The organism is Puia sp., from assembly GCF_036500295.1.
Classification (GTDB): Bacteria; Bacteroidota; Bacteroidia; order Chitinophagales; family Chitinophagaceae; genus Puia.
Genome location: NZ_DASYCH010000125.1, coordinates 128,763 through 154,576, shown reverse-complemented (window position 1 = coordinate 154,576; position 25,814 = coordinate 128,763). Strand labels below are relative to the sequence as shown.

Annotated in this window: 20 protein-coding genes; 8 read left to right on the top strand and 12 right to left on the bottom strand. The window is 54.6% G+C overall.

The features are described 5' to 3' along the window. Positions 1–2 precede the first annotated feature (2 nt). The 7 genes from VGM48_RS23365 to VGM48_RS23335 form a co-directional block, all read right to left on the bottom strand. Complete coding sequence (locus tag VGM48_RS23365) at positions 3–2,972, bottom strand: protein kinase domain-containing protein (protein WP_331583097.1); 2,970 nt, start codon at positions 2,970–2,972, stop codon at positions 3–5. Between the two features lie 23 nt (positions 2,973–2,995). Further along, complete coding sequence (locus VGM48_RS23360) at positions 2,996–3,931, bottom strand: PP2C family protein-serine/threonine phosphatase (protein WP_331583095.1); 936 nt, start codon at positions 3,929–3,931, stop codon at positions 2,996–2,998. A gap of 2 nt (positions 3,932–3,933) precedes the next feature. Beyond that, positions 3,934–6,831: a tetratricopeptide repeat protein gene (locus VGM48_RS23355; RefSeq protein WP_331583093.1), complete on the bottom strand. Its 2,898-nt coding sequence runs from the start codon at positions 6,829–6,831 to the stop codon at positions 3,934–3,936. Positions 6,832–6,858: 27 nt separating this feature from the next. Next, complete coding sequence (locus VGM48_RS23350; RefSeq protein WP_331583091.1) at positions 6,859–7,743, bottom strand: hypothetical protein; 885 nt, start codon at positions 7,741–7,743, stop codon at positions 6,859–6,861. Positions 7,744–7,755: 12 nt separating this feature from the next. After that, entirely contained in the window at positions 7,756–8,925 is a 1,170-nt protein-coding gene (locus tag VGM48_RS23345) for a hypothetical protein (RefSeq protein ID WP_331583088.1), read from the bottom strand. Between the two features lie 195 nt (positions 8,926–9,120). Further along, positions 9,121–11,541 (bottom strand): serine/threonine-protein kinase, encoded by a 2,421-nt coding sequence (locus VGM48_RS23340; RefSeq protein WP_331583086.1) that lies wholly within the window; start codon positions 11,539–11,541, stop codon positions 9,121–9,123. Positions 11,542–11,607: 66 nt separating this feature from the next. After that, positions 11,608–12,639, bottom strand: coding sequence for a hypothetical protein (locus VGM48_RS23335; protein WP_331583084.1), 1,032 nt, complete (start codon positions 12,637–12,639; stop codon positions 11,608–11,610). Positions 12,640–12,726: 87 nt separating this feature from the next. On the opposite strand from VGM48_RS23335, the gene VGM48_RS23330 reads away from it, so the two are divergent. The 5 genes from VGM48_RS23330 to VGM48_RS23310 are packed head-to-tail and all read left to right on the top strand — an operon-like array spanning position 12,727 to position 16,984. Then, positions 12,727–13,626, top strand: coding sequence for a serine hydrolase (locus VGM48_RS23330; RefSeq protein WP_331583082.1), 900 nt, complete (start codon positions 12,727–12,729; stop codon positions 13,624–13,626). A 48-nt stretch (positions 13,627–13,674) separates the two neighbouring features. After that, positions 13,675–14,331, top strand: a complete 657-nt coding sequence (locus VGM48_RS23325; RefSeq protein ID WP_331583080.1) for a cytochrome b/b6 domain-containing protein — start codon at positions 13,675–13,677, stop codon at positions 14,329–14,331. Beyond that, entirely contained in the window at positions 14,328–15,077 is a 750-nt protein-coding gene (locus VGM48_RS23320) for a hypothetical protein (protein WP_331583078.1), read from the top strand. The genes VGM48_RS23325 and VGM48_RS23320 overlap by 4 nt, the downstream gene beginning before the upstream one ends. Positions 15,078–15,126: 49 nt before the next feature. Next, the gene (locus tag VGM48_RS23315; protein WP_331583075.1) at positions 15,127–15,696 is read left to right on the top strand and encodes an ORF6N domain-containing protein; all 570 of its coding nucleotides are present in this window, start codon (positions 15,127–15,129) and stop codon (positions 15,694–15,696) included. Next, positions 15,635–16,984: a c-type cytochrome gene (locus VGM48_RS23310; protein ID WP_331583073.1), complete on the top strand. Its 1,350-nt coding sequence runs from the start codon at positions 15,635–15,637 to the stop codon at positions 16,982–16,984. Before VGM48_RS23315 ends, VGM48_RS23310 begins: the two co-directional genes overlap by 62 nt. Position 16,985: 1 nt before the next feature. Here VGM48_RS23310 and VGM48_RS23305 read toward each other — a convergent pair whose 3' ends face one another. Beyond that, on the bottom strand, positions 16,986–18,740 hold the full coding sequence (locus VGM48_RS23305) for a cytochrome c oxidase subunit I (RefSeq protein ID WP_331583071.1): 1,755 nt from the start codon (positions 18,738–18,740) through the stop codon (positions 16,986–16,988). A gap of 169 nt (positions 18,741–18,909) precedes the next feature. Here VGM48_RS23305 and VGM48_RS23300 point away from each other — a divergent pair, with 169 nt between their 5' ends. Both VGM48_RS23300 and VGM48_RS23295 read left to right on the top strand, forming a co-directional pair. Continuing rightward, positions 18,910–19,389, top strand: coding sequence for a hypothetical protein (locus VGM48_RS23300; RefSeq protein ID WP_331583069.1), 480 nt, complete (start codon positions 18,910–18,912; stop codon positions 19,387–19,389). Between the two features lie 148 nt (positions 19,390–19,537). Then, positions 19,538–20,515 carry an EndoS/ChiA family endoglycosidase gene (locus VGM48_RS23295; protein ID WP_331583067.1) on the top strand — a complete coding sequence of 326 codons (978 nt, stop codon included), beginning with the start codon at positions 19,538–19,540 and terminating at the stop codon, positions 20,513–20,515. Here VGM48_RS23295 and VGM48_RS23290 read toward each other — a convergent pair. The 3 genes from VGM48_RS23290 to VGM48_RS23280 form a co-directional block, all read right to left on the bottom strand. Then, the gene (locus VGM48_RS23290; RefSeq protein ID WP_331583065.1) at positions 20,512–21,360 is read right to left on the bottom strand and encodes an aminotransferase class IV; all 849 of its coding nucleotides are present in this window, start codon (positions 21,358–21,360) and stop codon (positions 20,512–20,514) included. The two genes, VGM48_RS23295 and VGM48_RS23290, sit on opposite strands and share 4 nt — an antisense overlap. Before the next feature lie 4 nt (positions 21,361–21,364). Further along, on the bottom strand, positions 21,365–23,605 hold the full coding sequence (locus tag VGM48_RS23285; RefSeq protein WP_331583063.1) for a P1 family peptidase: 2,241 nt from the start codon (positions 23,603–23,605) through the stop codon (positions 21,365–21,367). A 123-nt stretch (positions 23,606–23,728) separates the two neighbouring features. After that, positions 23,729–24,130, bottom strand: coding sequence for a heme-binding protein (locus tag VGM48_RS23280; RefSeq protein WP_331583061.1), 402 nt, complete (start codon positions 24,128–24,130; stop codon positions 23,729–23,731). 107 nt (positions 24,131–24,237) lie between these two features. On the opposite strand from VGM48_RS23280, the gene VGM48_RS23275 reads away from it, so the two are divergent. Further along, positions 24,238–24,831 (top strand): hypothetical protein, encoded by a 594-nt coding sequence (locus VGM48_RS23275; RefSeq protein WP_331583058.1) that lies wholly within the window; start codon positions 24,238–24,240, stop codon positions 24,829–24,831. Between the two features lie 13 nt (positions 24,832–24,844). Here VGM48_RS23275 and VGM48_RS23270 read toward each other — a convergent pair whose 3' ends face one another. Further along, positions 24,845–25,636 carry a polysaccharide deacetylase family protein gene (locus VGM48_RS23270; protein ID WP_331583056.1) on the bottom strand — a complete coding sequence of 264 codons (792 nt, stop codon included), beginning with the start codon at positions 25,634–25,636 and terminating at the stop codon, positions 24,845–24,847. Positions 25,637–25,814: the final 178 nt, after the last annotated feature.

Genomic DNA, 25,814 nt, shown 5'->3' with positions numbered 1-25,814 from the left:
GATTAGAGTGGTATCTTATATTTTCCTACCTGGTTGAGATTCTCTTCCTGAACAACGAGGCGACCGGTATAAACGGCCGATGCATCACTGCTGCTCGTCGCCTGGATGATATAATTCCCCGGCGAGAGGTAGACCTTCATCGTCTTACCGCTCTCCAACACCCCATAGGGTGCATTGTTGATATTGATGGTGCAGGTGGTAGGCGTAGACAGCAACAGCACATACTTCGGCGCCTCCACTCCTGCTGATCCGGCCCGATCGGCGGCGCGCCGGGCTGCGTCTCCGGTGGCAGACCCTCCCGGGACGGTGGCTCCTGTGGACGTTGCGCCTCCGGCTCCCGGCGCAACATGCTCTCGTCTGGCCCTGTGCGGCTTTTTCTCTGCTTCCGCTCCCGTCACAACATTCCCCTGAGTCTTCACGGAATCGGCACGCGAAGGTGTCGCCCCCGCTGCTCCGGCCGCGGGTGTGGTAGCCGGCGATCCGCCGGAACCGATGTTTGCGGGATCCTCCTGCTGCGCGGGGAAGCCCAACGCGGCGCGCAACCGCTGATCCTGACTATAGATATAAAGCCCGGTCGCCAGAATAACGACCACTGCGACGATCGCGATCCTCAAGCCAACCCGCCGTCTCTTTGGCCGGACAGCCCAGGGCTCCGGTTCAAACGGCGTCTCCGGCTCGTATGGCGTATCCATCCCAGAGGAAGCCTCGTCTGTCACGGGCGCTGCCACTGCCTGTTTCTTTACTACCGCTCTCACGCGGGCGAGAACGTCCTGCGCTGCGGCTTCCTCCGTCATTTCCGGCGTGGTCACCGGCGGAGCGCCAACCGGCGTCACAACGGACTCGACCACCGGGGTAGCAACGGACTCGACCAAGGGCGTCGCAACTGACTCGACCACCGGGGTGATCTCGGGTGCGACCACCGGCGCGACTACAACGGGCGTTACCACTACCGGCTCCGTCACCGGGGCCGCAACGGGCGTTACCACCACCGGCCGGTGCAACAGCTCGATCAATTCATCCGCGGTCTGCGCCCGCTCGCGTGCGTCCTTCACTACACAGCGCCGGACGATATCCAAAAATGGCTGCGGCAGCTCGTTGATCTTCTCCGGTAGCTCCGGCGCCATAATATTGGTCATTATCTGCTCGCTGGTATCCCTATCGCTGTTCTTGAACAACACATTTCCCGTAATGATCTCATAGATCGTTACGCCGAGGGACCAGAGGTCCAGATTATAGCCGATCTTCTCGTCGATCCCATATCGTTTGACATTCAGCTGCTCGGGCGCCATATACGGGATCGAAACGACAAGCGCCGAATTATTTTGCTGATTGATCGAATCGGAAAGCTTGCTGATCCCGAAGTCGGTGATCTTGGCCACCGGGCCGTCATAGGATTCCTTTATCAGGATATTCGCCGGCTTGATATCCCGGTGGATGATCCCGTTCTTATGCAGGTATTCCAAACCCTTCAGCACATCGTTCAGCAGCTTTTTCAGGACGTCCTGGGTCGGATGCCCCGTATAATAATCGAGGAGGTTGCCACCATCCAGTAATTCCATCACACAGATCTGCGTCACTTCCTTCTCGCCAAAGGCATTCTCTTTTTCCATCTCCTCGATATCGAGATACCGGCAGATATTGGGGTGGTCGAGGTTGATCACCCGGCGGATCTCCGCAAAGGGACTATAGCGATCCGTAGCTTCGCCGGTCTTGTAAAGTTTCAGCGCTACCCACCGGCTCAACTTAAGGTCAAGCGCCTTATATACCCGCGAGAATCCGCCCTTGCCGATAAACCCGGTCTTCGGATTGTACTCGTACCGGTTGAACAGGAGATGGGGCACCGACGTCTCCGGCAGAGGAGCAGCGGAGCTGACAGCCGCCGCAACACCAGCCGCCGCCGCCGCCGCCGTCGCCGCAACACCTGCCGCCGTTGCCGCAACACCCGCCACCATCGACGCGACCACAGGCCCTCCGGGGCCTCCGACCACCGGTTCCGCAACGGCGGCCCCCACGCCGGCCGTCACCATCACTCCGCCATCCTCGTCCATCCCTTCTTCCTGTTCCGCTTCCACCCTCGCCATCGCCGGCAAGACTACCGTCTCGTAGACATCATCCTGCGTGGTGATCGGTTGCGACAGCAGCTCGAGCAACTCCCGCGTATTCTGCGCCCGGTCGTCCGCATGCTTGGCCAGGCAGCGCGCCACCACCTGGTCAAATGGCGGGGGCAACAGCTTGAGCTTCTCCGGCGGCGCCGGCGAAAGAATATTCTGGATCACCTGCTCCCGGCTGTCATCGGGACTGTTCTTAAAAAGGATATCATTATTCGTCAATGCGGCATAGATGGTCAATCCCACCTGCCAGAAATCGACATGATAGGTCACTTTCCCGTTGACCCCGTACTTCCGGGGATTGAACTGCTCAGGGGCCATGTCCGTGACTTCCAGTACGATCGACGAAAGCCGCGCGTCCCGGAGCGCCGCCTTCCCCGACCCAAGTCCGAAATCGGTGATCTTCACCTGGGGTCCGCGCGTCGTCTCCCCGACAAGCAGGTTGGAGGACTTGAGCCGCCGGTGAACGATACCCATTGAATGCAGATAGGCAAGCCCGCGCAGGATATCGGTGACCATCTTCCGTAAGAGTTCCGGATCCTTTCTCTCCCGGTAATAACTGGCAAAATCCCCGTCGGGTACCAGCTCCATCACGCAGACCTGCGTCCGCTCTTTTTCCCCCGCCGGACTTTCCTTCTCTACATCCTCAATATGTAAATAGCGGCAAATATTGGGATGGTCCATCGCAATAAACTTCTTCACATTCACAAGACCGAATTTCTCCACCGGGTCATTACCCCGGTAGATCTTCACCGCGACAGGCAGATAGATCTGCTTGTCAAGCGCCTTGTACACCCGCGTAAGCTCTCCCCGGCCGATGAGATCGGTGGAAGGCTGATACTGGTACCGGTTAAATAATAACATATCTCGATTGTTTTAAGGCTGGTTTATGGTGTTAATGTGTCCTTCGCCGATGCGGCGGTAGGGATCACGGTTTGGATCTCGCGCTTCGGCGCAAAATAGTTCTTCCGTATAACAAAGGCCGCCGCCGCAACCAGGATCCCCAGCAACGGCAAAAGCCAGCCGATGCGCCGCCATCCCCCGCTCTTCGTCACTTTTTCCCGCGGTGCTTCGACAGGCTCGGGACTCACCCGGATCAGATACATGGAATAGTTGTCGCGGGTCTTGTTATAACAGTATTTTCTAAAGGCCTTTGCCAGGTACATCTCCCGCTGCTCGCTATGCTGCAGCAGGAAGAGGATATCGTTATCCGAAATATTCTCCAGCAACCCATCGGTGCAAAGCAGGAAATAATCTCCATCCCGCAGCTCCCTTATCCAATGCCCTTCCGCCACGGGCCCCGGCTCATCGGCACGGATAGCCTTTAGCAACAGGTTTTTCTGTGGATGGTCCCGTGCGTCTTCCTCCGAAATATCCCCGGTTCGCACAAGGCAATGCACCAGCGAGTGATCCGTCGTCCGGTAAAGGATCTCGTTTCCCCGCAGATGATATACCCGGCTGTCTCCGCACCAGGCAACAAACACCCGGTCACGCATCAGATGGACCAACGTAAAGGTCGTCGCCATATCCTTTCCAAGTCCCTTCAAAAGGGCATGCTCTACAAGTCTGGACCGCGCTTCTTCCAGCAAGCGATTGATCAGTGGCAGCCCCACCTCCGATGGCGGTGTCTGCTGTAAGGCCCGGGCAACCCACTCCGCCACGAACTGGCTGGCAACCTCCCCATTCTCCGCGCCACCGACCCCGTCGCAAACGACAAAGGTCCGGTCCTGGACGGAAGCTGTCCCCGGCAACGGCCAGAGGAAATCTTCTTGATTTTTTTTGGCGCCGGTCTCGTGGAGATAGTCGATTTGGGTTACCCGCATGATCAGAAATATTTTTTTAGCAACTCTTTGAATTTTTTATTGTTATCGCGCATATTGGCCAACAGCCGGTCGCGTTTGATCTCGGCATAGCTGGGCGTTCTCTTCCGGAACGACCGTTCGAACCAAACGATCGACTCATCGGCCTTGCCCTGCAGCGCCAGCGACGACCCGATCCCATAGGAGGCCCAGCCATTGGTGCTGTCGCGCTGATAGGCTTTGTGACAATAATAATAGGCCGAGTCATATTTCCCCGTATTCAGGTAGACGACGCCCATCTCCACCGGAAAGGAGGACTGGGCGGTATCCAGATGCAAGGCAAGACTCCGCGAGTAGAAGGGAAGGGCTACCGTATAGTTCTGCAACATATAGTTACAGTAACCTTGCCGATAGATAGCATCGGGAATGGCCTGCTCCTTGTCCTTTTGCAGATAGACGGCAAACTGGGTCGCGGCATTCGTGAACTCCTTTTTGTCGAGATAGGCCCTGCCCAATACATAATGCCATTCGGGATGCTTGTCAAGCAGCGAGATCGCCTTCGTCAGGTCATCGATGGCGTCGGGCAATTGTCCCTGATGGAAATAGGCATAGCCCCTGTTGAAATACGCATCGGCATAATTCCTGTCGGCGGCAATCGCCTTCTTCTCGTTGGCAATCGTCCGCTCATATTCGCCCATTTCGAAATAACAATAGCCGAGGTTGTTGTATAACTCGGCCTGTAAGGCAGGTTCCGCGGAAGTGTGCCCGCTGGTCGCTATGCGTAACGCGTTCTCATAGGCCTCCGCCGCCCCGGAATGATCCTTCTGCGCCCGCAAGGCATCACCCTTGCCCTTCAGCGCAAGCAGGTTCTGCGGGTCCAGTTTCAGCGCCGTATCGAGATCGTTGATCGCTTCCTTATACTGATCCAGCCCGTACCGGGCCATGCCCCGTTTATAAAACGCCTGGATATAGACAGGATTGTAGCGGATCGCCAGGTCATAGCTGGCGATAGCTTCCTTGTGGTCGCCCAATGAATAACAATAATCCCCCCTTGTAAAACGATAGAGCGCCGACTGCGGCTCGATGGAGATCGCATAGTCGATATAGCGTAGCGCCGAGTCCATATCCTTCCGCGTAAACTGCGCCGTCGCCACGTTATAATAGTTTGCGGCATACAGCGCGATGATCCTGAGGTTGGCCGTATCCAGTCCTTTCGACCGGGCATTGGTGAAATCCGCCGCGGCATCGGGCAGCCGGCCCAGCAGGATATCACACCGGCCCCGGTTGAACAGCGCCTGGGCATTATTGCTGTCGATCCGCAGACAGGTAGTGAAATTATCACTGGCCTTGCGGATATCCTGCTGCACATCCTGCTGCCTGCTGAACATCATTAAAAGCATGCCCTTGGTAAGATAGACATGCGCCGCTTTTGGATCGACCGTCAGCGCTTCGTCCAGGTCCGCGATCGCTTCGCTGTACAGCTTCAACTGGACATGCATCGCCGATTTCCGCTCGTACATTTCGATATTGTTCCGGTCGATCGTCAGATAGACCTTGTAATCGGAAAGCGCCTTGAAATAATCCCGCATATTGGCATACAGCTCGGCCCGGTAACGAATGGCCGAAAGATTATTATGATCCAGATCATAGGCCTTGGAATAATCCTGCAGCGCCAGCAGAAGATTCTTCGGTTCATCGGTGAGTTTTTCGTGGCACCGGCCCCGGCCCAGATAATAGTCCGAATTGTTGGGGTCTTTCTTTATGGCTTCGGTATACTCCCGCAACGCATCCTTTACATAGCCCGCATTGTATTTTTCCTGCAGGTCGGAAAGGATCACGAACTTATCCGTCAGCTGCCGGATATGCGGCTGGAGATTGGCGGACTCGTTGGGCTTTACCCGGATGGCATTCTGATAACTCTCAATGGCTTCCTTATACTGCCGGCTGTTCTCCTGCAGCCTTGCCTTTTCGATGAACCCGGCATACAGCTCGGCCGACTCCACCTTGAATTCGTTCATCGAGTTGCTCGTGTTCTTGAGCCGGGCATTCACCTCAGGGGAATTGGGCCGCATTTGCTGCGCATCCGTGAAATATTTCAGGGCGCCGGTAAAATCCTTCTGGCGATAGGCGCCGTCTCCAAGTACCAGCAGCCGTTTGTACCGTTCGTCATCCAACCGCTCCTGCTCCCTCAATTGGCGGGTGATCCGCTCGGACTGTTCCTCGTCGAAGGTTTGCTGCCGTTGAATGGCCGCGACCGTATCCTGTGCGGTGCTTCTTCCGGTGAGCCCGGTCAGCACAGGGGTCTCATGTTTCAAAGGAATATTGTTCGCCACATCGGCCACCGTATCCGCAGGGTTGAAAAAGGCGAGCCGGACGATGAATAAACGCCACTGATTCTTGTCCCTCTCCGCCTTGATCTCGGCAATACGGTTGGTCATGGAATAGGGTTGCCCGCTGATCGCGCTCTGCCCTTTGAAACGCGAATTGAAATAAACCTTCACATAGATATTCTCTTTCTTCTTTACCGGACTGCTGCGGATATTATTGAACTCCACCGTGGCGCTGTCGGTCTTTTTATAAAGCAGATCGATGTCCCTGAGATATTTTCCAAGAGGTTCATCGCCCGACTGGCTGCTGTTCCGGATGGCGGGGTTGATATCCGGTTCGACCAGGACGAGCGAGTCCCGGAATATCCGGTTACGGCTTTCGGTATAAGAAGAATGAATGCTTTCCGCTACTTCCTGGGTCTCATAACTGGTATTCGAAAGAGAATTCAACAGTTCGTTCAACTCTGTTTTCACCATCCGTTCCGCCTTATACCGGATCTCGGAGGCATCACGGATGGAAAGGGAATCCTGAGCGGCAGCACGTCCAATCGTAAAAAAGGCGGCAACAAACAACAGCACTGGCGACAACTTGCTCATATCTCGGGTTTGTAACATTTTTTATGACTATTCCTGCAATAGCTTTTTTAAGTAATCGGATCGCTGTTCGGTGTTCACCGGCCGGATGCTCGCGATCAGCCATCCGGAGTTGCGCGTCTGGCGCTGGAAGTTCTCCACGGTGAAGACCCAGTCATGCACCTGCAAATAGTGATACCGCAATCGCTTGACCGTGACGAATCTGATCCGGTTGCGGAGCAACGCCTGATAAAATGCGCCGGAATACCGCCGCTCGAAAAAACTCCTGTCAAACAGATCGGCCAACCGGTGCTTATCCGCAAAATCCCGCCCCAGTTCGGCAAAATACGTTTCATTGGCCGCCGGCTGGATGAACCTTCGCCGCGGGACTACCGCGCTGATCGTCGTGATCAGCGGTGATCCATCCTTCACCCGCTGCTTCTTCGGCGCCGCAAGCGGGAAACCCGGCTTAACGGCCGCGATCACCCATTGGGCACTGCCGTCCGGGTTTAGCTGCAGCTTCAGGACAAGGGTTGCTTTTACTATTTCCGCCCGATACAGGAACTGACAGGTCGCCTCGGCATACCATTGGTCCCGCATAAAGCCCAGGTAATCCGGTTGCTCCGGATTCGTCACCCGGCGGATGAAACGATCCATCTGCAGCGTATCCCAGCGTTGTGTGGTATAGTTGAACAAACTTCGGATCAGTTGCTCCCGGCTTTTGTCCCATGGGCGGTTATGGGAAAGATAATATTGGCGGATCTCACTGATGGTATCGTTATTGAACCGGTGAATGAATTCATCCAACTGTACCACCTTCGTCACAAAATTGGCCTCCCGCACCGCGGCATCATTGCTGAAAACCTGGGCGAAAGTGGATATCCGGCAAAGAAGCAGGGTCGGGAAAAGGAGTATCTTCGGCAGGGAGATCGTCATAATTTCAACGGATTACATTGATTTTGTGGCGACGACCCCGACGTCGGACAGCAGCACATCCCAGATCTTCCGATTCGAGCCCTCATACGTTTTATTATAGGTCTTCAGCACCACGTTTGCATGCTTTAAGGTTACATCGCTGTAGACGAGTTTCCCGTCCCGGTAGCCCCTGAACTCCTGTTCGAACGAGACCGTTCCATACAAATTCCCGTCCGGCCCCGGTTTTAGATCACTCACATATTGCACATGGGTCCACTTGACGTCGATCCGGTCATATTGCACTTGTTTCACCTTCCGCAGGTAGTCCCTGATCTTCAGCCGTAAAATGGAATTGCGATTGTTGGACGAGATCTCCACCATCGCATCCTCATTCACAAAAAGGCTCACGGCCTGCGATATGGCCTTGTCCAGCGCCTCATAGCCCGCCGATTTATCGCAGAGGATCTTCAGATAATCGGTAAACTGTGCCGTCTTCTTCTCCGCCTTTTCTTCAAATTCCTTCCGGGACACTTCCCCGAGCAGCGTCGCCACCCGTTTTTGCGTTAAACTGTCCTGGCTGTTCCCGGTTGTATTTTCAATCGACTTTACCGACTCCGTAGATGTCGCCGGTGCGCTTTCCGCCGGCGATCCGGTATTATTCGCTACCACGTCCGATCCGATACCCAGGTTCAGCGGCGTCCGCTGGCAGGCACCCAGGATCTGGGCGGCCTGATTCATCGGGCAGAAGATCTTCGACCTGCCGTCTGCGTAGATGATGGCCGCGATATCCTTCTTAAAGAACCGGCCATTGTCTCCCCAATAGATATTATCCGCATCTTCCCGGGTGATCTTCACTTCCAGCAGCGTATGCTGAAGGGAAAAGACCTGATCCGTTGTGCGCGGATGCGCGCCGGGGGCGAAAAAACGACTTAGGAAACTCCGGATCTTTGGGTTGGTACTGTCCATCTGGGACGGGACAAGATAATCCCCGTCTGAATTAAATAGGATCAACACCCTGTGCAGCGGCAGTAATAAAGGTTGATCCGGCTTGTCAAGGAGAGTATACTTCACAGTGCTCAGAGAAATATCAGCCACCTTGCCTTGACGCACCTCGTTCTCGAGACAGATCTTATCCTGCGCAAAAACCAGGCGAGAAAAAAGAATACACACCCACGCTGCTGTTAGCGACTTATAGCAGTTCATAATTAGCTCAAAATTTGGATGATCGGGATACGGTCAGCAGGGTTACGAATGGCCGGGCCTGGACCTTCAAACGGATTGGAATTTTCTCTGGCTGGAGGGAAGTGAAAGGTACTAGGAAAAGCCGAATTAGCGGCGATTTGCCCTAACAATTTATTGTACCATATTAGTGGTATATGCAGGAGAGTCGGCAGTGTATTATAATTTTATCTTATATTTATGCCGATGATTGATATTGTTTTTGTGTACGACAATTCGTCGCACATCCACGGCCGAAGGGTTGCCGGTACCCATCGCATCCGTGTACTTCACGGATTCGACGCGCTGCGGCCGGATCGTATTGATGGCATCCACCCTCACCGGCAACGGCTGTAGGGCTTTGCTCAACCGGTGGTTCTGCATAATAATATAGGAGGTAATAAATATCAGGACCGAAGCGGCGACGGCGGCAATGCTCATTCCTGTATCCCATTTTGGCTTTCCCAGTGGCACCCTGACGGTATCCCGCACTTCGTCGAGCATGGGTGTGGACACGGCTTCCGCCCATACCCAGCTCTTCTCGGGCATGAACAGGTCCTGGGTTTTTGTATCCGCCCCGGGAATCAGCCGCATTTCAGGCCGGATCTCTGCCGCGCCTTTTGCTTCCGCCGCGGCTTCCAGCTCCGCCGCATCGCTCAGCTCGATCTCCCGGCTCGCGTCATAAGAGGGCATCTCCAGCGTATGGGGTATCCTTTCCACGCCGGGCTGTGGCGGCGGCGCCACAGGCTTGTGAAGCAGCTGGATCAATTCTTCTGCGCGCTGAGCGCGCCGTTTGGCATCTTTCACCAGACACCGTCTGACGATATCCAAAAAGGGTTGCGGCAGTTCGGCTATTTTATCCTGCAGACCCGGCGACAGGATATTAGCCATTATCTCTTCATTGCTGTCGTTGTCCCTGTTCTTAAATAACACCTTTCCGGTCATCACTTCGTAGATGGTTACTCCAAGCGCCCAGAGGTCGAGATTATGCGCGATCTTCTCATCCACCCCGTATTTTTTGACATTCAACTGTTCCGGCGCCATATAAGGGATCGAGACCACAAGCGCCGAAGAATGCGCGGTTTTCGCGGCATCCGATGCCTTGCTGATCCCAAAATCCGTGATCTTGGCCACCGGACCTTCGGAGGTCTCCCGGATCAGGATATTTGCCGGTTTTATATCCCGGTGGATGATGTTGCTGCGGTGCAGATAGGCCAGACCATTCAGCACATCGTTCAGCAGCCTCTTCAGCACTGCTTCCGTCGGATGCGTCGCACAATATTCAAGCAGGTTGCCGCCATCCAGCAGTTCCATCACGCTCACCTGGGTGATCTCTTTTTCTCCAAAGACATTCACTTTCTCCAGCTCCTCGATATCCAGGTAGCGGCAGATATTGGGATGATCCAGGTTGATCACCCGGCGAACCTCCGCGACAGGATTACAACGCTCCGCATAGTCACCGGTCTTGTAGAATTTCAATGCGACCCAGCGATTCAGCTTCTTATCATGCGCCTTATATACCCTCGAAAAACCGCCTTTACCGATGAGCGACCCGACAGGGTTATATTCATACCGGTTAAAAAAAGGATGGACCTCCCTGCTTTTCAACGGCGCTTCCTCCACGCCCTCGTCCTCCGTCACGGTCATCTCCCTCTCCGGGGGGACCGTCGCCGTTCTCTTTTCCGTCACGGAGTTATCTTCCTGATGCGGGAGCTTTGCGACAGGGCTCACATTCACCGGATGCGGCGATGAGATGGGCTGGGCGAGCAACTCGATCAGTTCGCGCGTGTTCTGCGGCCGGTGCCCGGCATGTTTCGCCAGACAACGCATGACAAACCGGTCGAAGGGCGGCGGCAGCAGCTGCACCTTATCCGGCAGCTTTGGCGACAGGATATTGCGGATCACCTGCTCCCGGCTATCCCTGGGACTATTCCTGAAGAGAATATCATTATCGGTGATGGCTTCATAAACCGCCAGGCCCAGCGCCCAGAAATCGACATGATAGGAAACACTCCCGTTGAACCCATACTCCCGGGCATTGAACTGTTCGGGCGCCATCCGCGTCACCTCCAGCACCATCGATGAAAATTGCCCGTCCCGGGAAGTAGCCTTTCCCGAGCCAAGCCCGAAGTCGGTGATCTTGACCACCGGTCCCTGCGTTGTCATTCCGACAAGAAGATTGGAAGGTTTCAACCGCCGGTGCACGATGCGCTGGGAGTGCAGATAGGTGAGGCCGTGAAGGATATCGAGCACCATCTTCCGCAAGAGTTCCGGCTGCCGGTGAGCCCGGTAATAGCTGGCAAAATCCCCGTCCCGCAACAGTTCCATCACGCAGACCTGCCGCTTTTCCGAATTTCCGGCCACATTTTCCTTTCTGATCTCCCCCATATGGAGATAACGGCAGATATTCGGATGATCCAGCCCCATGAATTTATTCACCTGCACGAAGCCAAATTTCTCTGTCGACTCGATGGCGCGATAGATCTTTACCGCCACAGGTAAATAGATGCAGGTATCAAGCGCCTCGTATACAAGGGAAAATTCCCCCTTGCCGATGAGATCGGTGGAAGGCTCATACTGATAACGGTTGAATAATAACATTAAAGGTCGTTTTAAGCATACCGGGGAGTCGGACCTTTAATGGATTGGAGGCATTAGATAAATCAATTAATGTGCCATCGCCTTTACTTCTTTCATCAGGGAATCTCCCCTGCTGGTCTGTTTGGTGGAATAATAAAAGGCGATGAGTTCGAACGTTCCTTTTTTGAATTCGGGCATGGTCTTGTGCAACCGTTCCAGACAGATCTGTTCATTGGCATTATCTCCCATTATCTTATATATCAGCGCCCGCTCATAATCCTGGAAGGGGTCCCTGCCGATCAGCGAATCCAGTTTGTTTACGGATTCCAGCGCCATCGGATAGTTCTTTTGCAGCGTATAGGCATCCACCATCAGCAGGTACATATTCGGATCATGGGGGAATAAGGTCCTGTATTCCTTTAGTGCCTCGACGTATTTGTCATTGGAAAGATGTGAGTAGATACGAACATGGATAAGCTGGTAGGCTTTCTCTTTTTTGAACGCGGCGGGCAGTTTCGCGTATTCTACATCGGCCTTCTCATATTCGTCCCGGTCCATCAGATCCTTGATATCATCCGTTATCTTCAGTTCCTTGCGGGAAGCGTCCTTATTCAGCCGGGTCAGGGCGTTGGCCAGGGTCTTGCTGATGTCTTCGCCGCTGGTATAGATATACAGATCGGCGGCTTTGATCCCTTCATCCCGTTTCACCAGCAGAAAATCATGATAATTGACCCCGTCGTTGCCATACAGCCGGAAAAGGATATGCTGCCGGCCATCCTTCTCGTATTGGCGGATCAGCTGATAAGTGCCGGTCTCGCCCATCGCATGGACGACCTTGCTGCCGAGCCCGCCTTCTTCCACTCCTTTCACCGCGCTGGTGATCAGGCTCCTGCTCAAAAAAATTCCGCTTGCCTCGCCCACCCGCTGCGCAAGCGCTTTTTCATCAAAGATGCGATTCAGCAGAGTGGTATCGTGCTTGCCCACGCTCCTTTCGATCCGGCGTCCCAGGGTCAGCGCCTCCTCCTTGCTCACCGGCGGTTCGGGTATTTGACATGCGGAAAAGAAGATGATTGCGCAGAACGGCAGAAGAACGGTCTTTCGAAGGTTGGCAGGAAGCATAGGATCAATTTCCATGGAATTTAGGAAAAGCTGCCCGTTTCGTCGACATTTTTTAAATTACAACGAAATTCCCTGTAAATGAATGCAATGAGAAAACTCCTGCCCATTCTGACCATCCTTCTTGTCGTCCAGCAAACGGCCTTTGCCCAGCGTCCCGATAAAAAACTGGAGGCTCTTCTCCGGCCGCTGATCGATAGCTTCCACGGCGTAGCCGGTGTCTATGTACAGAATTTACGAACGGGTAGGGAAGTGGCCATCAATGCCGACACGATCTTTCCCACCGCCAGCATTATCAAGGTTCCCATTCTTGCCGGCATCTTCGACAAGATCTCACAGGGTGTCTATGCCTATGAACAACCCCTCATCTATCGCGACTCCATGCTAAAAAGAGGTTCCGGGCTGATGCAATTCTTCAAAGACAGCTCTGTTACCGACCTCCGTACGGCCATCAGTCTGATGATCACCAACAGTGATAATACCACCGCAGTTTGGTGCGAACGGCTTGCCGGCGGTGGCCTCACCATCAACGCCTGGCTCGAAGCGCATGGATTCCGGGACACCCGGCTCAACAATCGTACGCCGGGTCGCGAGGCCAACCGCCAGCTCTATGGCTGGGGACAGACCACCCCCCGCGAAATGGCCCGGCTGGTCACCATGATCCGAAAAGGCGAGGTCGTCAATCCCGACGCCAGTCAGAATATGTATCGCCTCATGACCCACAGCTTTTACGATGACTATGCGTTGTCAGCCGTTCCACCTTATGTGCAGACCGCGTCAAAGCAGGGGATGGTCGATGACTCCCGATCGGAGGTGGTGTTGGTCAACGCCCCCCATGGCGACTATGTCTTTTATATCGCGACAAAGAACAACAAGGACCAGCGCTGGGTGAAGGATAACGAAGCGTGGCAGTTGGCGCGCAAGGTCTCGGCATCGATCTGGACATATTTTGAGCCGCATTTCCCGGATCCCGCCTTGCCCCATATGTAAGATCGTACCCGAATTATTCGCTAACTTGGGCGCCATAAACGGCTCATCTTGAACACCGACAACACCCTGGATCTGAACCAGCGCTACAGCCTGGGCATCCGTATCTGGCATTGGACCTTCTTTATCGTGCTTTCGGCTTCGCTCATCACCGTCGGCCTTGCTTCAACCGTCTTTCGAACGCGTAACAACATCAGCCTGGTACAGGATCAGCTCCGGCAAAAAGGCGTCGCCGTCGACCAGGATCAGGCACGGGCCGTCGCCCATGAATTCAGCGACAAGCTCTGGGGGCTCCACACCTGGCTCGGCTATATCCTCTGTTTTTTCTTAGTGGCCCGGATCGTCATCGAACTCGTTCAACCCGCCAAAGAAAAGTTGCGGTCCCGGCTAAAGGCCGCCCTTACCTTCAGGCCGCAAACTCCGCAACAAAAGGGTGAGCAACAGCACTACCTCCTGGTGAAGCGCAGCTATCTCGTTTTTTATGCCGGCATCGGCGTGATGGCCCTTACCGGCCTGGTCCTGGCATTTGAAGATGTACCTTTGTTCCGCGAGTGGCGCGCACCCGTGAAACAACTGCACGGGTTCGTTCAATATATTATTTATGGGTATGTGATCCTGCATTTAGCCGGCGTCATCCGGGCCGATCTTGGTCAATACCCCGGGATCGTCTCCGGGATGATCCATGGGAAGAAAAGAAGCAGTCGGTGAAACAACAAAAGATCATAGGAACGATACTCTTGCTGCTGCTTGGTCGGGCTGCGCTGGCCCAACAGGAGATCACCGGAACCGTGTTTGACAAATCACAACTCTTCACCATGCCCGGCGTCAGCGTGCTCAGCAACTCCGGGTCCGGCACGATGACCGACTCCTCGGGCCGCTACCGGATACGGCTACCCCTTGACGACAGCATCTATTTCTCCTATCTCGGCCGGCACACCGGCAAAATCGCGGTAAAGCGGATCGCCCGCGGTTATCCGCTGAATATGAGTCTTGCCATCACCGTCGACAGTCTGCCGATCGTCGTCGTAAAACCCAAACCATACCGTTATGATTCCCTCGAGAACCGCGATGAATACCGGAGGGTGTTCGACTATGCGCCCGACTATCTCGCCGGCGGTTCCAGCAGCGGATTGGGCGTCGGTCTCAACCTCGACATGATCTTCAACGCCCGCAAGAACCGCCAGATGCTCTCCCTCCAGCGCCGCCTCATCGAGGAAGAACATGATAAGTATATCGACTATCGATTCAACCGCACGCTCGTCAGAAGGATCACCGGTCTTCAAAAACCGCAGCTCGACTCCTTTATGCATATCTACCGGCCCTCTTACGAATTCATCCGCAGCTTCGAGAACGACTATGACTACTACAAGTACATCAAGGACTGTGCTCTCGCCTTCCGCGAAGCCTGGCGCCGCAACCTCCCCGTCGACCATCCTCATCCCCTCGAGAATTAGGCCCCATCAAGACGAATTTTCCTATTTTTGAGGTATTAATACCCTATCAATGGAAATAATCCAGAGTATCCAAAACAGAATTTACGTTATTAGAGGCGAAAGAGTATTGTTAGACAAGGACTTAGCGGCCCTTTACGAGACTGAGACAAAGATCCTCAATCAAGCGGTAAAGCGCAATCTCAAGCGGTTTCCCGAGGATTTCATGTTCCAATTGACCCGGGAAGAGTGGGACAATTTGAGGTCACAGTTTGTGACCTCAAAAAAGGGTGATTCTCAAAGGTCACAAATTGTGACCTTAGAAGCAGAAGGCCGTGGTCGCTACGCTAAATATCTCCCCTATGCCTTTACAGAACAAGGAGTTGCGATGCTCAGCGGCGTCCTCAACTCCGACAAGGCCATCAATATGAACATCGCTATAATGCGCGCATTCGTCGAGGTCCGCCGGATCATCTACCAGCAAAACGACCTGAAAACGCAACTCGACGCCATCAAGGACCGCCTTGGCGAACACGATGTCCAGCTCAGCCAGATCTATGACGCCATGGAGAACCTCCTCGATGAAAAAGCCGGCGCGCGCAAATGGGACGATCGCGAACGCATCGGCTTCAGGCAACGCTAACGGCTTCGCTTCGCCCTGGCATAGTTTTTTTATCTTCCAGGCCATCATGGGCCATCCTATCCTCAAAAGCATCTTCCTGCTTTTCCCTCTCTTCGTTCTTTTATTTACCCGAGCCGCGGCTCAGGAAGGCAAGACCTTATTCCAGACCAACTGTGCGCAATGTCATAATCCGATCAAGGTCCTCACCGGTCCGGCGCTAAAAGGGGTCACCGAAAGGGTCACCGATCGCCGGTTGCTCCATGACTGGATCCATAACAACACCAGGGTCCTGGCCTCCGGCAACATCTACTTCAACAACCTCTACAATCAATACGGGAAGGCCCCCATGAATACCTTCCCCGGGCTCACCGACCAGGAGATAGACGCGATCCTCAACTATGTCGACAATTACACCGAACCCCTCAGCGCCACCAACACATCGCTAAACCCGACCAAGGCTCCCGAAGACCATAGCCTGCTGTATGGGATCGCCACCTTTGTCCTCGCCATCTTCGCTCTTGGCATGTATCTGCTAAACGTCAATCTGAAACGGTTAGCCGAAGAGAAACGCGGCATCCCGCCCCAACCTTCCATCCCTGTCTACCGCAATAAGATCTATATCGCCGCGGCCCTGATCATTCTCTGCGTCGTTATCGGTTACTTCGTCGTCGAACTGGCCATCGGCGTCGGCCGTCAGCAGGGTTATCAACCCGCACAACCCATCTTCTTCTCGCATCATGTGCATGCGGGTCTCAACCAGATCAGCTGTCTGTTCTGCCATGGCAATGCCTGGGACGGCAAGACCGCGACGGTCCCTTCGCCAAACGTCTGCATGAACTGCCACGCCGCCATCAACGATTACCATGGCGAACGGCTTACCCGCGAAGACGGCTCCCGCGTCGACCCCAACGAAGAAATAAAGAAACTGTATAGCTATACCGGTTACGACCCGGAGAAGGGCCGCTATACAAAACCCGGCAAGCCGATCGAATGGGTGCGCATCCACAACCTGCCCGATCATGTCTATTTCAACCACTCCCAGCATGTGCGCGCCGGTAAGGTGCAATGTCAAACCTGTCATGGCCCCGTGCAGGAATGGAACGAGGTCCGGCAGTTTGCGCCCCTCAGCATGGGTTGGTGCATCAACTGCCATCGCACCACAAAGGTCGACTTCCCCGACTCCGCCGGCCATGGGAATAAATTCTACAGTATCTACACCCGGTTCCGGCACGATCTCGGTACGGGCGCCAGGGACAGCGTCACCGTCGAAGACATCGGCGGCACCGAATGTCAGAAATGTCATTATTAACCTACTGCACTCCCGCCGGCTCGGGCTCGTTCACGGTCTCGGGCGGCTCGGTCTGCGGGATGAAATCCCTTCCATCCTTCCCATATTCATACGGCCCCCGGTATACCCGGGGGATCTCTCCCGGCCAATTCCCGTGCACCGGGACGATCGGCGTCGTCCACTCGAGCGTATTCGCCTGCCAGGGATTGGCCACTGTAACCTTCTCGCCCCGGAAGATCGAATAAAAGAAATTGATCAGAAACACCAGCTGTGTCGAAAAAGCCACGATGGCCACCGCGGAGATAAAGGCGTTCAACCCTTCAAACTGATTAAAGGAGACCCACCCCGAAAAATCGAAATACCGCCGGGGCATTCCCGCCAGTCCCTCATAATACATCGGCCAGAAGATGAGATAGGCACTAGCCAGGGTGATCCAGAAATGCAGGGTCCCCAGCCAGGGGTTCATCATCCGCCCAAACATCTTCGGAAACCAATGATAGATCCCGGCAAACATCCCAAACATCGCCGCCACCCCCATCACCAGGTGAAAATGCGCAACCACAAAATACGTATCGTGTAATTGTATATCGATGGTGGAGTCGCCGAGATAGATACCGGTCAGCCCGCCGGAGATGAATACCGAGACGAACCCGATCGCAAAAAGCATCGCCGGGGTAAAACGGATATTCCCCCGCCATAGCGTCGTGACCCAGTTAAAGACCTTTATCGCCGAAGGAACCGCGATCAGCAGGGTCAGCAGCACAAACAGGGAACCCAACAACGGGTTGAGTCCCGATACGAACATGTGATGCGCCCAGACGGTAAAAGACAAGGTCAGGATCGCAAACATCGACCCCACCATCGCCGAATAACCGAAGATCGGTTTCCGCGAATGGACACTCAATATCTCGGACACCATGCCAAACGCCGGGAAGATCACGATATACACCTCAGGATGACCCAGGAACCAGAACAGGTGCTGGTACAGGATCGCGCTCCCACCCTCATAGGGCAGCGCCTTACCCGTCGTCGACAGGAAGATGTCCGACAGATAGAAGGACGTCCCCCCGTTGCGGTCGAACAGCAACAGGATAAAAGCGGCAAACAGCACCGGAAACGACAGCAGACCCATAATCGCCGTGAACAACAATCCCCAGACGCTCAGGGGCAGCCGGTTCATCGCCATCCCCTTGGTCCGCATGTTCAGGACCGTAGAGATATAGTTGATCCCTCCCATGAGCGTAGAGATGATAAAGAAGCAAATGCTGATGATCCAAAGATCGAGACCCGTCCCGCTGCCCGTATCGGAATCGCGAAGCGCGCTAAGCGGCGCATACGCGGTCCAGCCGACGCCGGAGGGGCCGCCCGGAACAAAGAAGGAGGCGATCATGATCACGCTCGCGAGAAAAAAGAACCAGTAGGAGAGCATATTGATAAAGGGCGAGGCCATATCCCGGGCGCCGACCTGTAAGGGGATAAGAAAATTGGCAAAGGTTCCGCTGAGTCCCGCCGTAAGAACGAAGAAGATCATGATCGTCCCATGCATCGTCATCAGTTGGTAATAGACGGCGGGTTGTATCTTCCCGCCGACAAATCCCTCGCCGCCGAGATGCAGAAAAGAAAAGGAAGAATTGGGATAACCCAGCTGCAGCCGCATCAGCACCGAGAAAAGGCCGCCGACGATGGCCCATCCTATTCCGGTGATCAGGAACTGTTTCGCGATGACTTTATGATCGGTGCTAAAGACATATTTTGTCCAGAATGACTCTTTTTCCATGGCTACCCAAATACCTCAATTCCTATGCCCTCGCCGCCAAAAAATATTTATTGATAATCAGCCCTTTATTCTCTATTTGCGCCTCCAGGGCACTATCTTTTTCCCAAACGCGTTAATAAGGGGACCGTAACCCGTATTTGATCCACATACCCTAAATTGAAAACTCCGTATGAAACCGAGCCCCAAAAATCTCGATGAGCGAAGTTCGAGCCGCCCTTTGAAAAACAATCTATTCCGGCTCAAACACATAGATTATCTGTACTTCAATATCTATAATTATTTCTACAGGTTAAGCCACTACAGGCCCACTCCAAACTACCGAACCCAGGCGATGTACCTTTTTTCTCTTGGCTCCGGCGGTTGGTTTCTCTTACTTGAATCCATCTATTTACATTTTATAAAACATACCCGGTTTGCCTCGCCGATGCAATCCATGGTCTTCGCCAGCTCTATCTATATCCTGACGGCTGCGTTGTTCAACTATATCTATATTGTAAAAGACCGTGACCAGAAGATCTTTGGAAAGTATGAAGATCTTGCCGAAAAGAATCCCAAACAGAAAAAGCATCTTGTTCTTTCGATGTTCGTTCTGGCATTACCGTATATCGTATTGATCACCTTCGCGATCATGTTCCCCCGACCGCATTAGCACTGCGCCCGCAGCGAAATACGCTGCGGGCTTTTTTTTAAGTGCTATTCTTTACCCTCCTTATTTTAGCAGCGCGCATTCGCAAATTCCCTGTTAACTTCCCAAGAGACGGGAAAAACCGTCATTTTAACATTAAACGATTTGCGATATGAAAAAGCAACACTACGCCCTCGCGTTGGTGGCGGCATTTGCCATCACCTCCTGCTCCAAGATGAGCAATCTCAACGAACAAAAACCCGATCTCAACGCCACCGCCGCCGGTTCATCCGCGCTGACGGCAGCCGTGACGCCGCTAACCCTCCCTACTGCACCAAACAATAAGATCGCCTACTATGCCTTCGACGCGACGCCCACCGGCAGCCCCGTCGTCAATCTCCCGCTCACCAACTTTGCCAATTTCGCCAATGAGGTCGTTCTCTTCGAAGGCTCGGCCTGGGAAATGGCCGACTCCGTGCACTATGGCAGCAGCAGCAGCTACATCCTCACCGTCAACCCGCACTATCATTCCTATCACTCTATCATCGCCGATGTTCGCATCCTTCAGTCCCGCGGCGTAAAAGTCCTGATGAATGTCGATGATGCTACCTCCTGGAACACCACAACGCCTTTCACCACCTGGAATGGCACTCACCTTACTTATACCCAGTTCGCCGCCTTTTTAAAGGCCTGTATCATCGACTCCCTGCATTTCGACGGCATCGCCCTCGACGTCGAGCACCTCGGCTCCACCCCCGCCAATACGAACTATACCAACCTGATAAAAGCATTTGGCTCCTATTTCGGTCCCCTATCTTCCAACAGCACCACGACGGTCTATACCGCTGCCATCTATGACGGTGCCGCCGCCGGCACTGCCATCGGCCAGAACACCACTGTCGCACAATACCTCAATTTTGTAGAAGATATGGGCTATTGGGAGAACAACACCACCCGCTTCAATCGCTGGGCTACCCATATCGGTAATTCCAAGACGATGGTCGGTGTTTCAAAACAATACAACTCGCTGAGCAACGCCACCACGGCCGCAGGCTGGGAACCTTCCGGCGCCAAAAAAGCCGGCATCATGGTCTTCGCCGGCAACGTCGATTCTTCCTATACCAACACGATCTTTCGTGCGGTGCATTAAAACCGTCCGCTTGCAGCGCCCTCCGGCGCTGCAAGTTTATATAACTCTCCGCTGACCCATCTCGCCACCGGCCCGATGTTCCCATCGCCGACCCGCAGCCCATCGATGGCCGTCACCGGCAGCACATGTTTCGTCGTACTCGTAATAAATGCCTCCTTCGCCCCGTGCAATTCGCCGATCCTCACCTCCCGTTCTTCATTCGCCAACTTCCCTTTCACCAGTTCCAGCACTTTCATCCGCGTAATGCCTTTCAACACGCCGCTGCCCGGCGTAACCAGCACCCCACGATCGGTGACGAGAAAGAAATTCGACCGCGGACATTCCGTGATCACCCCATTGGAATGATAAAGAACATCGTCCGCGTCCTTCTCCCGTAGCTGGGGCTGTAGCCAGATGGCCATCAGATAGTCGATCGTCTTTACCTCCGGCAGCTGCCGCATATGCGGGTAGGTCATCAGCCGGATGCTCCGGTTGGGCTCCGCGGTGATCGGCGCCGTCAAAGGATGCTGGCTGATCACGAGGTTGGCCCGCGCCAGGCTGTAGCCATCTTCGGAATAGCCGCCTGTCAGCGTCAACCGGATGCCTGAATCGGCAATTTCATTCCGCTTCATCAACACACCGATCATTTCCTTCAATTCGTCGCGGCTCTTTCCCACCGCCAATCGCATCCGCGAAGCCGAAAAGAAGAAGCGGTCCAAATGTTCATCGGGATAGACAGGCACGCCGCCCAGCGTCTTGAAAAAATCGAAGACCCCATACCCCCGCTGGATCGACAGATCGCTGATCCCCAGGGAGGCCTCATCTGCAGCGATGAGAACGTCGTTCACAAAAGCGAAAAGCGCCATAAAATTATTTCAGTCGGTTATATTTCTTCAGTATCGTTATCACCTTATCCATGGGTAGGGCGGGCACCGTTTGATCCGTTCCTTTTGTTGTTTTGGCCGCAAACAGGGAGTTGACGATGGCTTCTTCCGTGGCTTCGATGGCCGCCATGAACAGCGGGCTCACCGCATCGTTCTCCAGCTCGATGCGATGCAGCAGGGGGCCTGAAGGCGCGTGCGGGATGCGCAGCGAGTCATTTGTCGAAAAGGCGATCACATAGTCGCCGCTTCCGTTGGACGCGATGCCGCCTGTCCTGGCAAGGCCCATAAACGCCCGCTTCGCCAGCCGCGCGAGATTCCGGCTATCCAGCGGGGCATCGGTGGCTACCACCATCATACAACTGCCATCGACAGGGTTTTTCAGCCGGTCGCTAAACGCGAATCGTCCCAGTTCTTTGCCTACCGGCACGCCGTCGATCGCCAGCACACCGCCAAAATTCGTCTGCACCAGCACACCCACCGTATACCCGCCAAGAGAAGCCGGCAGCTTCCGCGACGCCGTGCCGATCCCGCCTTTGAACCCGAAACAGACCGTCCCGGTCCCCGCGCCGACACAGCCTTCTTCCACAGGTCCCGGCTTTGCCGCGGTGATCGCGTTCCACACATCCTCCTTATGCACATGCATTCCCCGGATATCGTTCAGCGATCCGTCGTTCGTCTCGCCCACGACGGCATTAACCGAATAGACATGCTCATTTCCCTTCTCCCGCAGAGTATACTCCACGACGGCCTGGATGGCGGTAGCCACACTAAGCGTATTGGTCAGCACCACCGGTGTCTCCAGGTTGCCAAGCTCCATCACCTGCGTCGATCCTGCCAGCTTTCCAAATCCGTTTCCCACAAATATTGCCGCGGGCACTTTCTGCTGGAAGATATTCCCCTCATAGGGCAGGATGGCGGTCACTCCGGTATGCACCGAGTCTCCCGCGTTGAGCGTCGTCTGCCCCACCATTACTCCCGGCACATCCGTGATGGCATCCCATTGACCCGGGGACAGCACGCCGATGGTCAATCCCAACTCGCGCGCCCGCTTGCCCTGCGCCACCTGCTCAAAGAAGAACACGCCCTTCTTGTTTGCCACGATGATATCCGGCAATCCATTCCCGTCGAGATCCTGCACCAGCACCTGCAATCCCACCCCTGAATTGTCGTCGACCAGATGTGGCGTCCACATCGGGACTGCGCCGGGATGAAACTCGAACCAGTACAACCGGGAAGGCTCATACGCGCCCGGGTCCTCTCCATTATGCGCAAAATATCGTTTCCCCGTCACGAGATCGGGATGTCCGTCGCCATTGACATCGGCCAGCGCCAGTGCATGCGTTTCCGAGACGCCGGAAAAGATCGGATGATGCACCCAACCCGTATCCGTCTTCTCATGCCACCAGATGCCGTAACGATGCGCGCTGCTGCTCACAAGACCCAGCTTTCCGTCACCCCTGGCATCCACCGCATATATCTGCGAGCAATCCTCGCCAAGGCCGGCCGGATGAAAGACCCAGCCGGTCTTTGTCGCGTTCGCGGGACGTTCCCACCAGCCTTTCGTGATCACCACATCCTTCCGCCCATCCTTGTTCATATCGATGAGTCCAAGTCCATGCGTATATCGGTTGGTCCCCTGCGCACTCTCGCCGCCGGCGATGACATACCGCTTCCAGGTGGTATCGCCCTTCTTCACCGGGGACTTCAGCCAGATAACCTCCTTCGCTACGGGGTCGTTGCAAAGAAGGTCGGGCCGGCCGTCGCCATCCACATCCACAAAGGCCGGCGACTCGTTCCCGCAATTCGTCAGCAGCGGATGCATCGGCCAGTACCCCGGCTTCTTCCCGGGATTTTCATACCATACCGCTTCCTCTCCCGGCAGGCTGATCCGGATAAGATCGGGCCAGCCATCCTGGTTCACATCCATGCTATAATCCAGAAAGGAATTGCTGAACTGCGTTGCAGGATCATAATGCTTCCCCTCCGCAAGCGCATGCCGCACCCAGTCCGGCGCTTCAAACCAATAGGCCCCCGCCAGGATATCCGGCTTCCCGTCCCGGTTCACATCCGCGATGGCCACCCCCTCTGAAATGAAATCATTTGTCAATACATGTTTCACAAACCGGTTGTCCGTCGCAGGGATGCCGGTGTTTTGGGCGTCGGTCCGCTGCGCGCCGGCTGTCAAAAGCATCAAGGCTGCCAAAAGGCCGGAAAGGGATAATTGCATAGGGTAAAATAACGAAAAAAGCTTATTCTTGATCAATACATTGCGTTGGCAGATGACTTCAACCGCAAAAAGAAAAAGGGACGGCAGTTCGCCATCCCTTTTTTAATTTTTTGTATCGGCGACCTACTTTACCGCGTCGGCTCCCGCCTGTGCTACAGCATGATCATTCTCCACCGTGCTGCCGGAAACCCCGATTGCCCCGATGATCTCGCCTTTCCCGTTTTTGATCGGTATCCCGCCCGGAAACGTGATCAGTCCGCCATTCGAGTGCTCGATGTTATAAAGCGGCCCGCCAGGCTGCGACAACTCCCCGATCTTGCCGGTCTCCATGTTGAAGAACCGCGCCGTTCTGGCCTTGCGTTGCGAGATATCGATACTGCCAAGCCATGCATTGTCCATATGGGCAAAAGCGACAAGGTTAGTGCCGGAATCCACAATAGCAATGTTCATCAGAGTGTTCAATTGTTTAGCCTTTTCTTTTGCCGCTTTGACAGCCGCTTCAGCTTGCTCAAGGGAAATGTTCATATAAAAGTTTTAAGACTGAAAGACCCTCATTTTTCGTGCCAGTAGTCCACTGTCAGCAACAATTTCCGATCCGTCCCATCGTTATAGGAAGGCCAATACCTCTCGCCATGAAAGCCATCGTAAAACTACCTGTCCTTATCCTGGCCCTTTTACCCTTTCTCACCCGGTGTACCAACGCTTCCTCCCATGAGACCCCGGTGAAGCCGGCGGTAAAGAAATCCCATCCAAAGCGGGACAGCCTGTCCAGCGAGCCCCAGATCAACCATATCGCATCCGGCAACCTGGGTTCCCGGATCAGCCGGGTGGTATGTTACTCCTATCTCGACATCGAAGATTATGAAGAAGACACCTTCACCCGGGCGCCTTCCTTTCAAATGATGCCGGGCTTTTCCCGTTTCTTCTGGAAATATGACCCGCACCCAAAGGTCGTGCTGACAAAAAAGCAAACCCGCCGGCTGCTGGCCATCATTAGTACCCCAAGGACGTACAAGCCGATATCTTCGAGCTGCCGTTCGCCACGCACTTGTTTCTGCTTCTATAATAAAAAAAAGGAGATCATCGGGTATTACGAGGTGTGCTTTGAGAACAGCCGCCTCATCGCCGTTCCGAATTTCCACGGTAGCGAGTCGGGCACCCTGAGTGAGCAAGGGGCAAAACGCCTGCGAAGTCTATGCCTCTCGGCCGGGATCAGCGTCCGCTAGGCCGTGGCCGGCATCAGTGTCCGCCGGGATGCCCCTTCTTCTTCACAAAATCCATCACTTCCTGAAAGGTGCCCACCCAGATCGAGCTCCGGTTTCGGGCAAGATAATCCAGCAGCTTTTGATGTACGTCGGTATCCGTCGTAATATAGTCCCCGCCGATGCCATGGAACATGATGATCCCCATCCCGCCGCTTTGTTCGACACTCTTGACAAAGCCGATGACCCTGTCGACAGGAGTATGATCTTCCAGCCCAAGCGCCGGCACCCGAAGAGGATCGACGTTCGCGGGGTCGGCGATCACCGCGCCCGTATCCCCGCCCACCCGCGCATATTTGATCAACCCATAACGGCGCAGTGTATCCACATAATCCTTTCCCCCCACCGTCGTCTCGGTGCAGGGATAAGCATAGGTCCTGCTGTTTCTGCCGTCCACCGCATACAAAAGATGATTCATCACCTCGATCTCCCGGATCATCTGGTAGGGAGTGTAATGATCCGAGGAAACCGGGTTATCTTCTCCGTTTATACAGGGATGATATACAGTATGGTTCGCCAGCTCATAACCTTCCTTTGCCAGCGCCCGCCACCGGGGGATGGTGGCACTGTCGATATCCGCCGTTAAAAAGAACGTAGCCTTCAAACCCGCCCGGCGCAGCTGCGGAACGGCCGTGTCCAGTTGCGACCGCAAGGCATCGTCATAGGTCAGCACGATGGCTGCCTTCTTATGATGGGGCCATTGAACGGGCTGCGCCATCGCGCCATAACCCGCCAACCCGCAGAAAAGGATAGAAATCTTCTTTATCATAATGACTATATAGCATATTTCGGGCCCGTCGGCTCATTGACCCCATCACGGCAAAAGGTGAACGAATATTTCCCGGCCCCGGGAAAATTCAGCGGGATGCGCCTCAGGGGAAATAAAGTATCGCGGGGGTTTCCCTGAACGTCACCCATCGTCACGAGAAAGTAAAGGGCAAACAAAG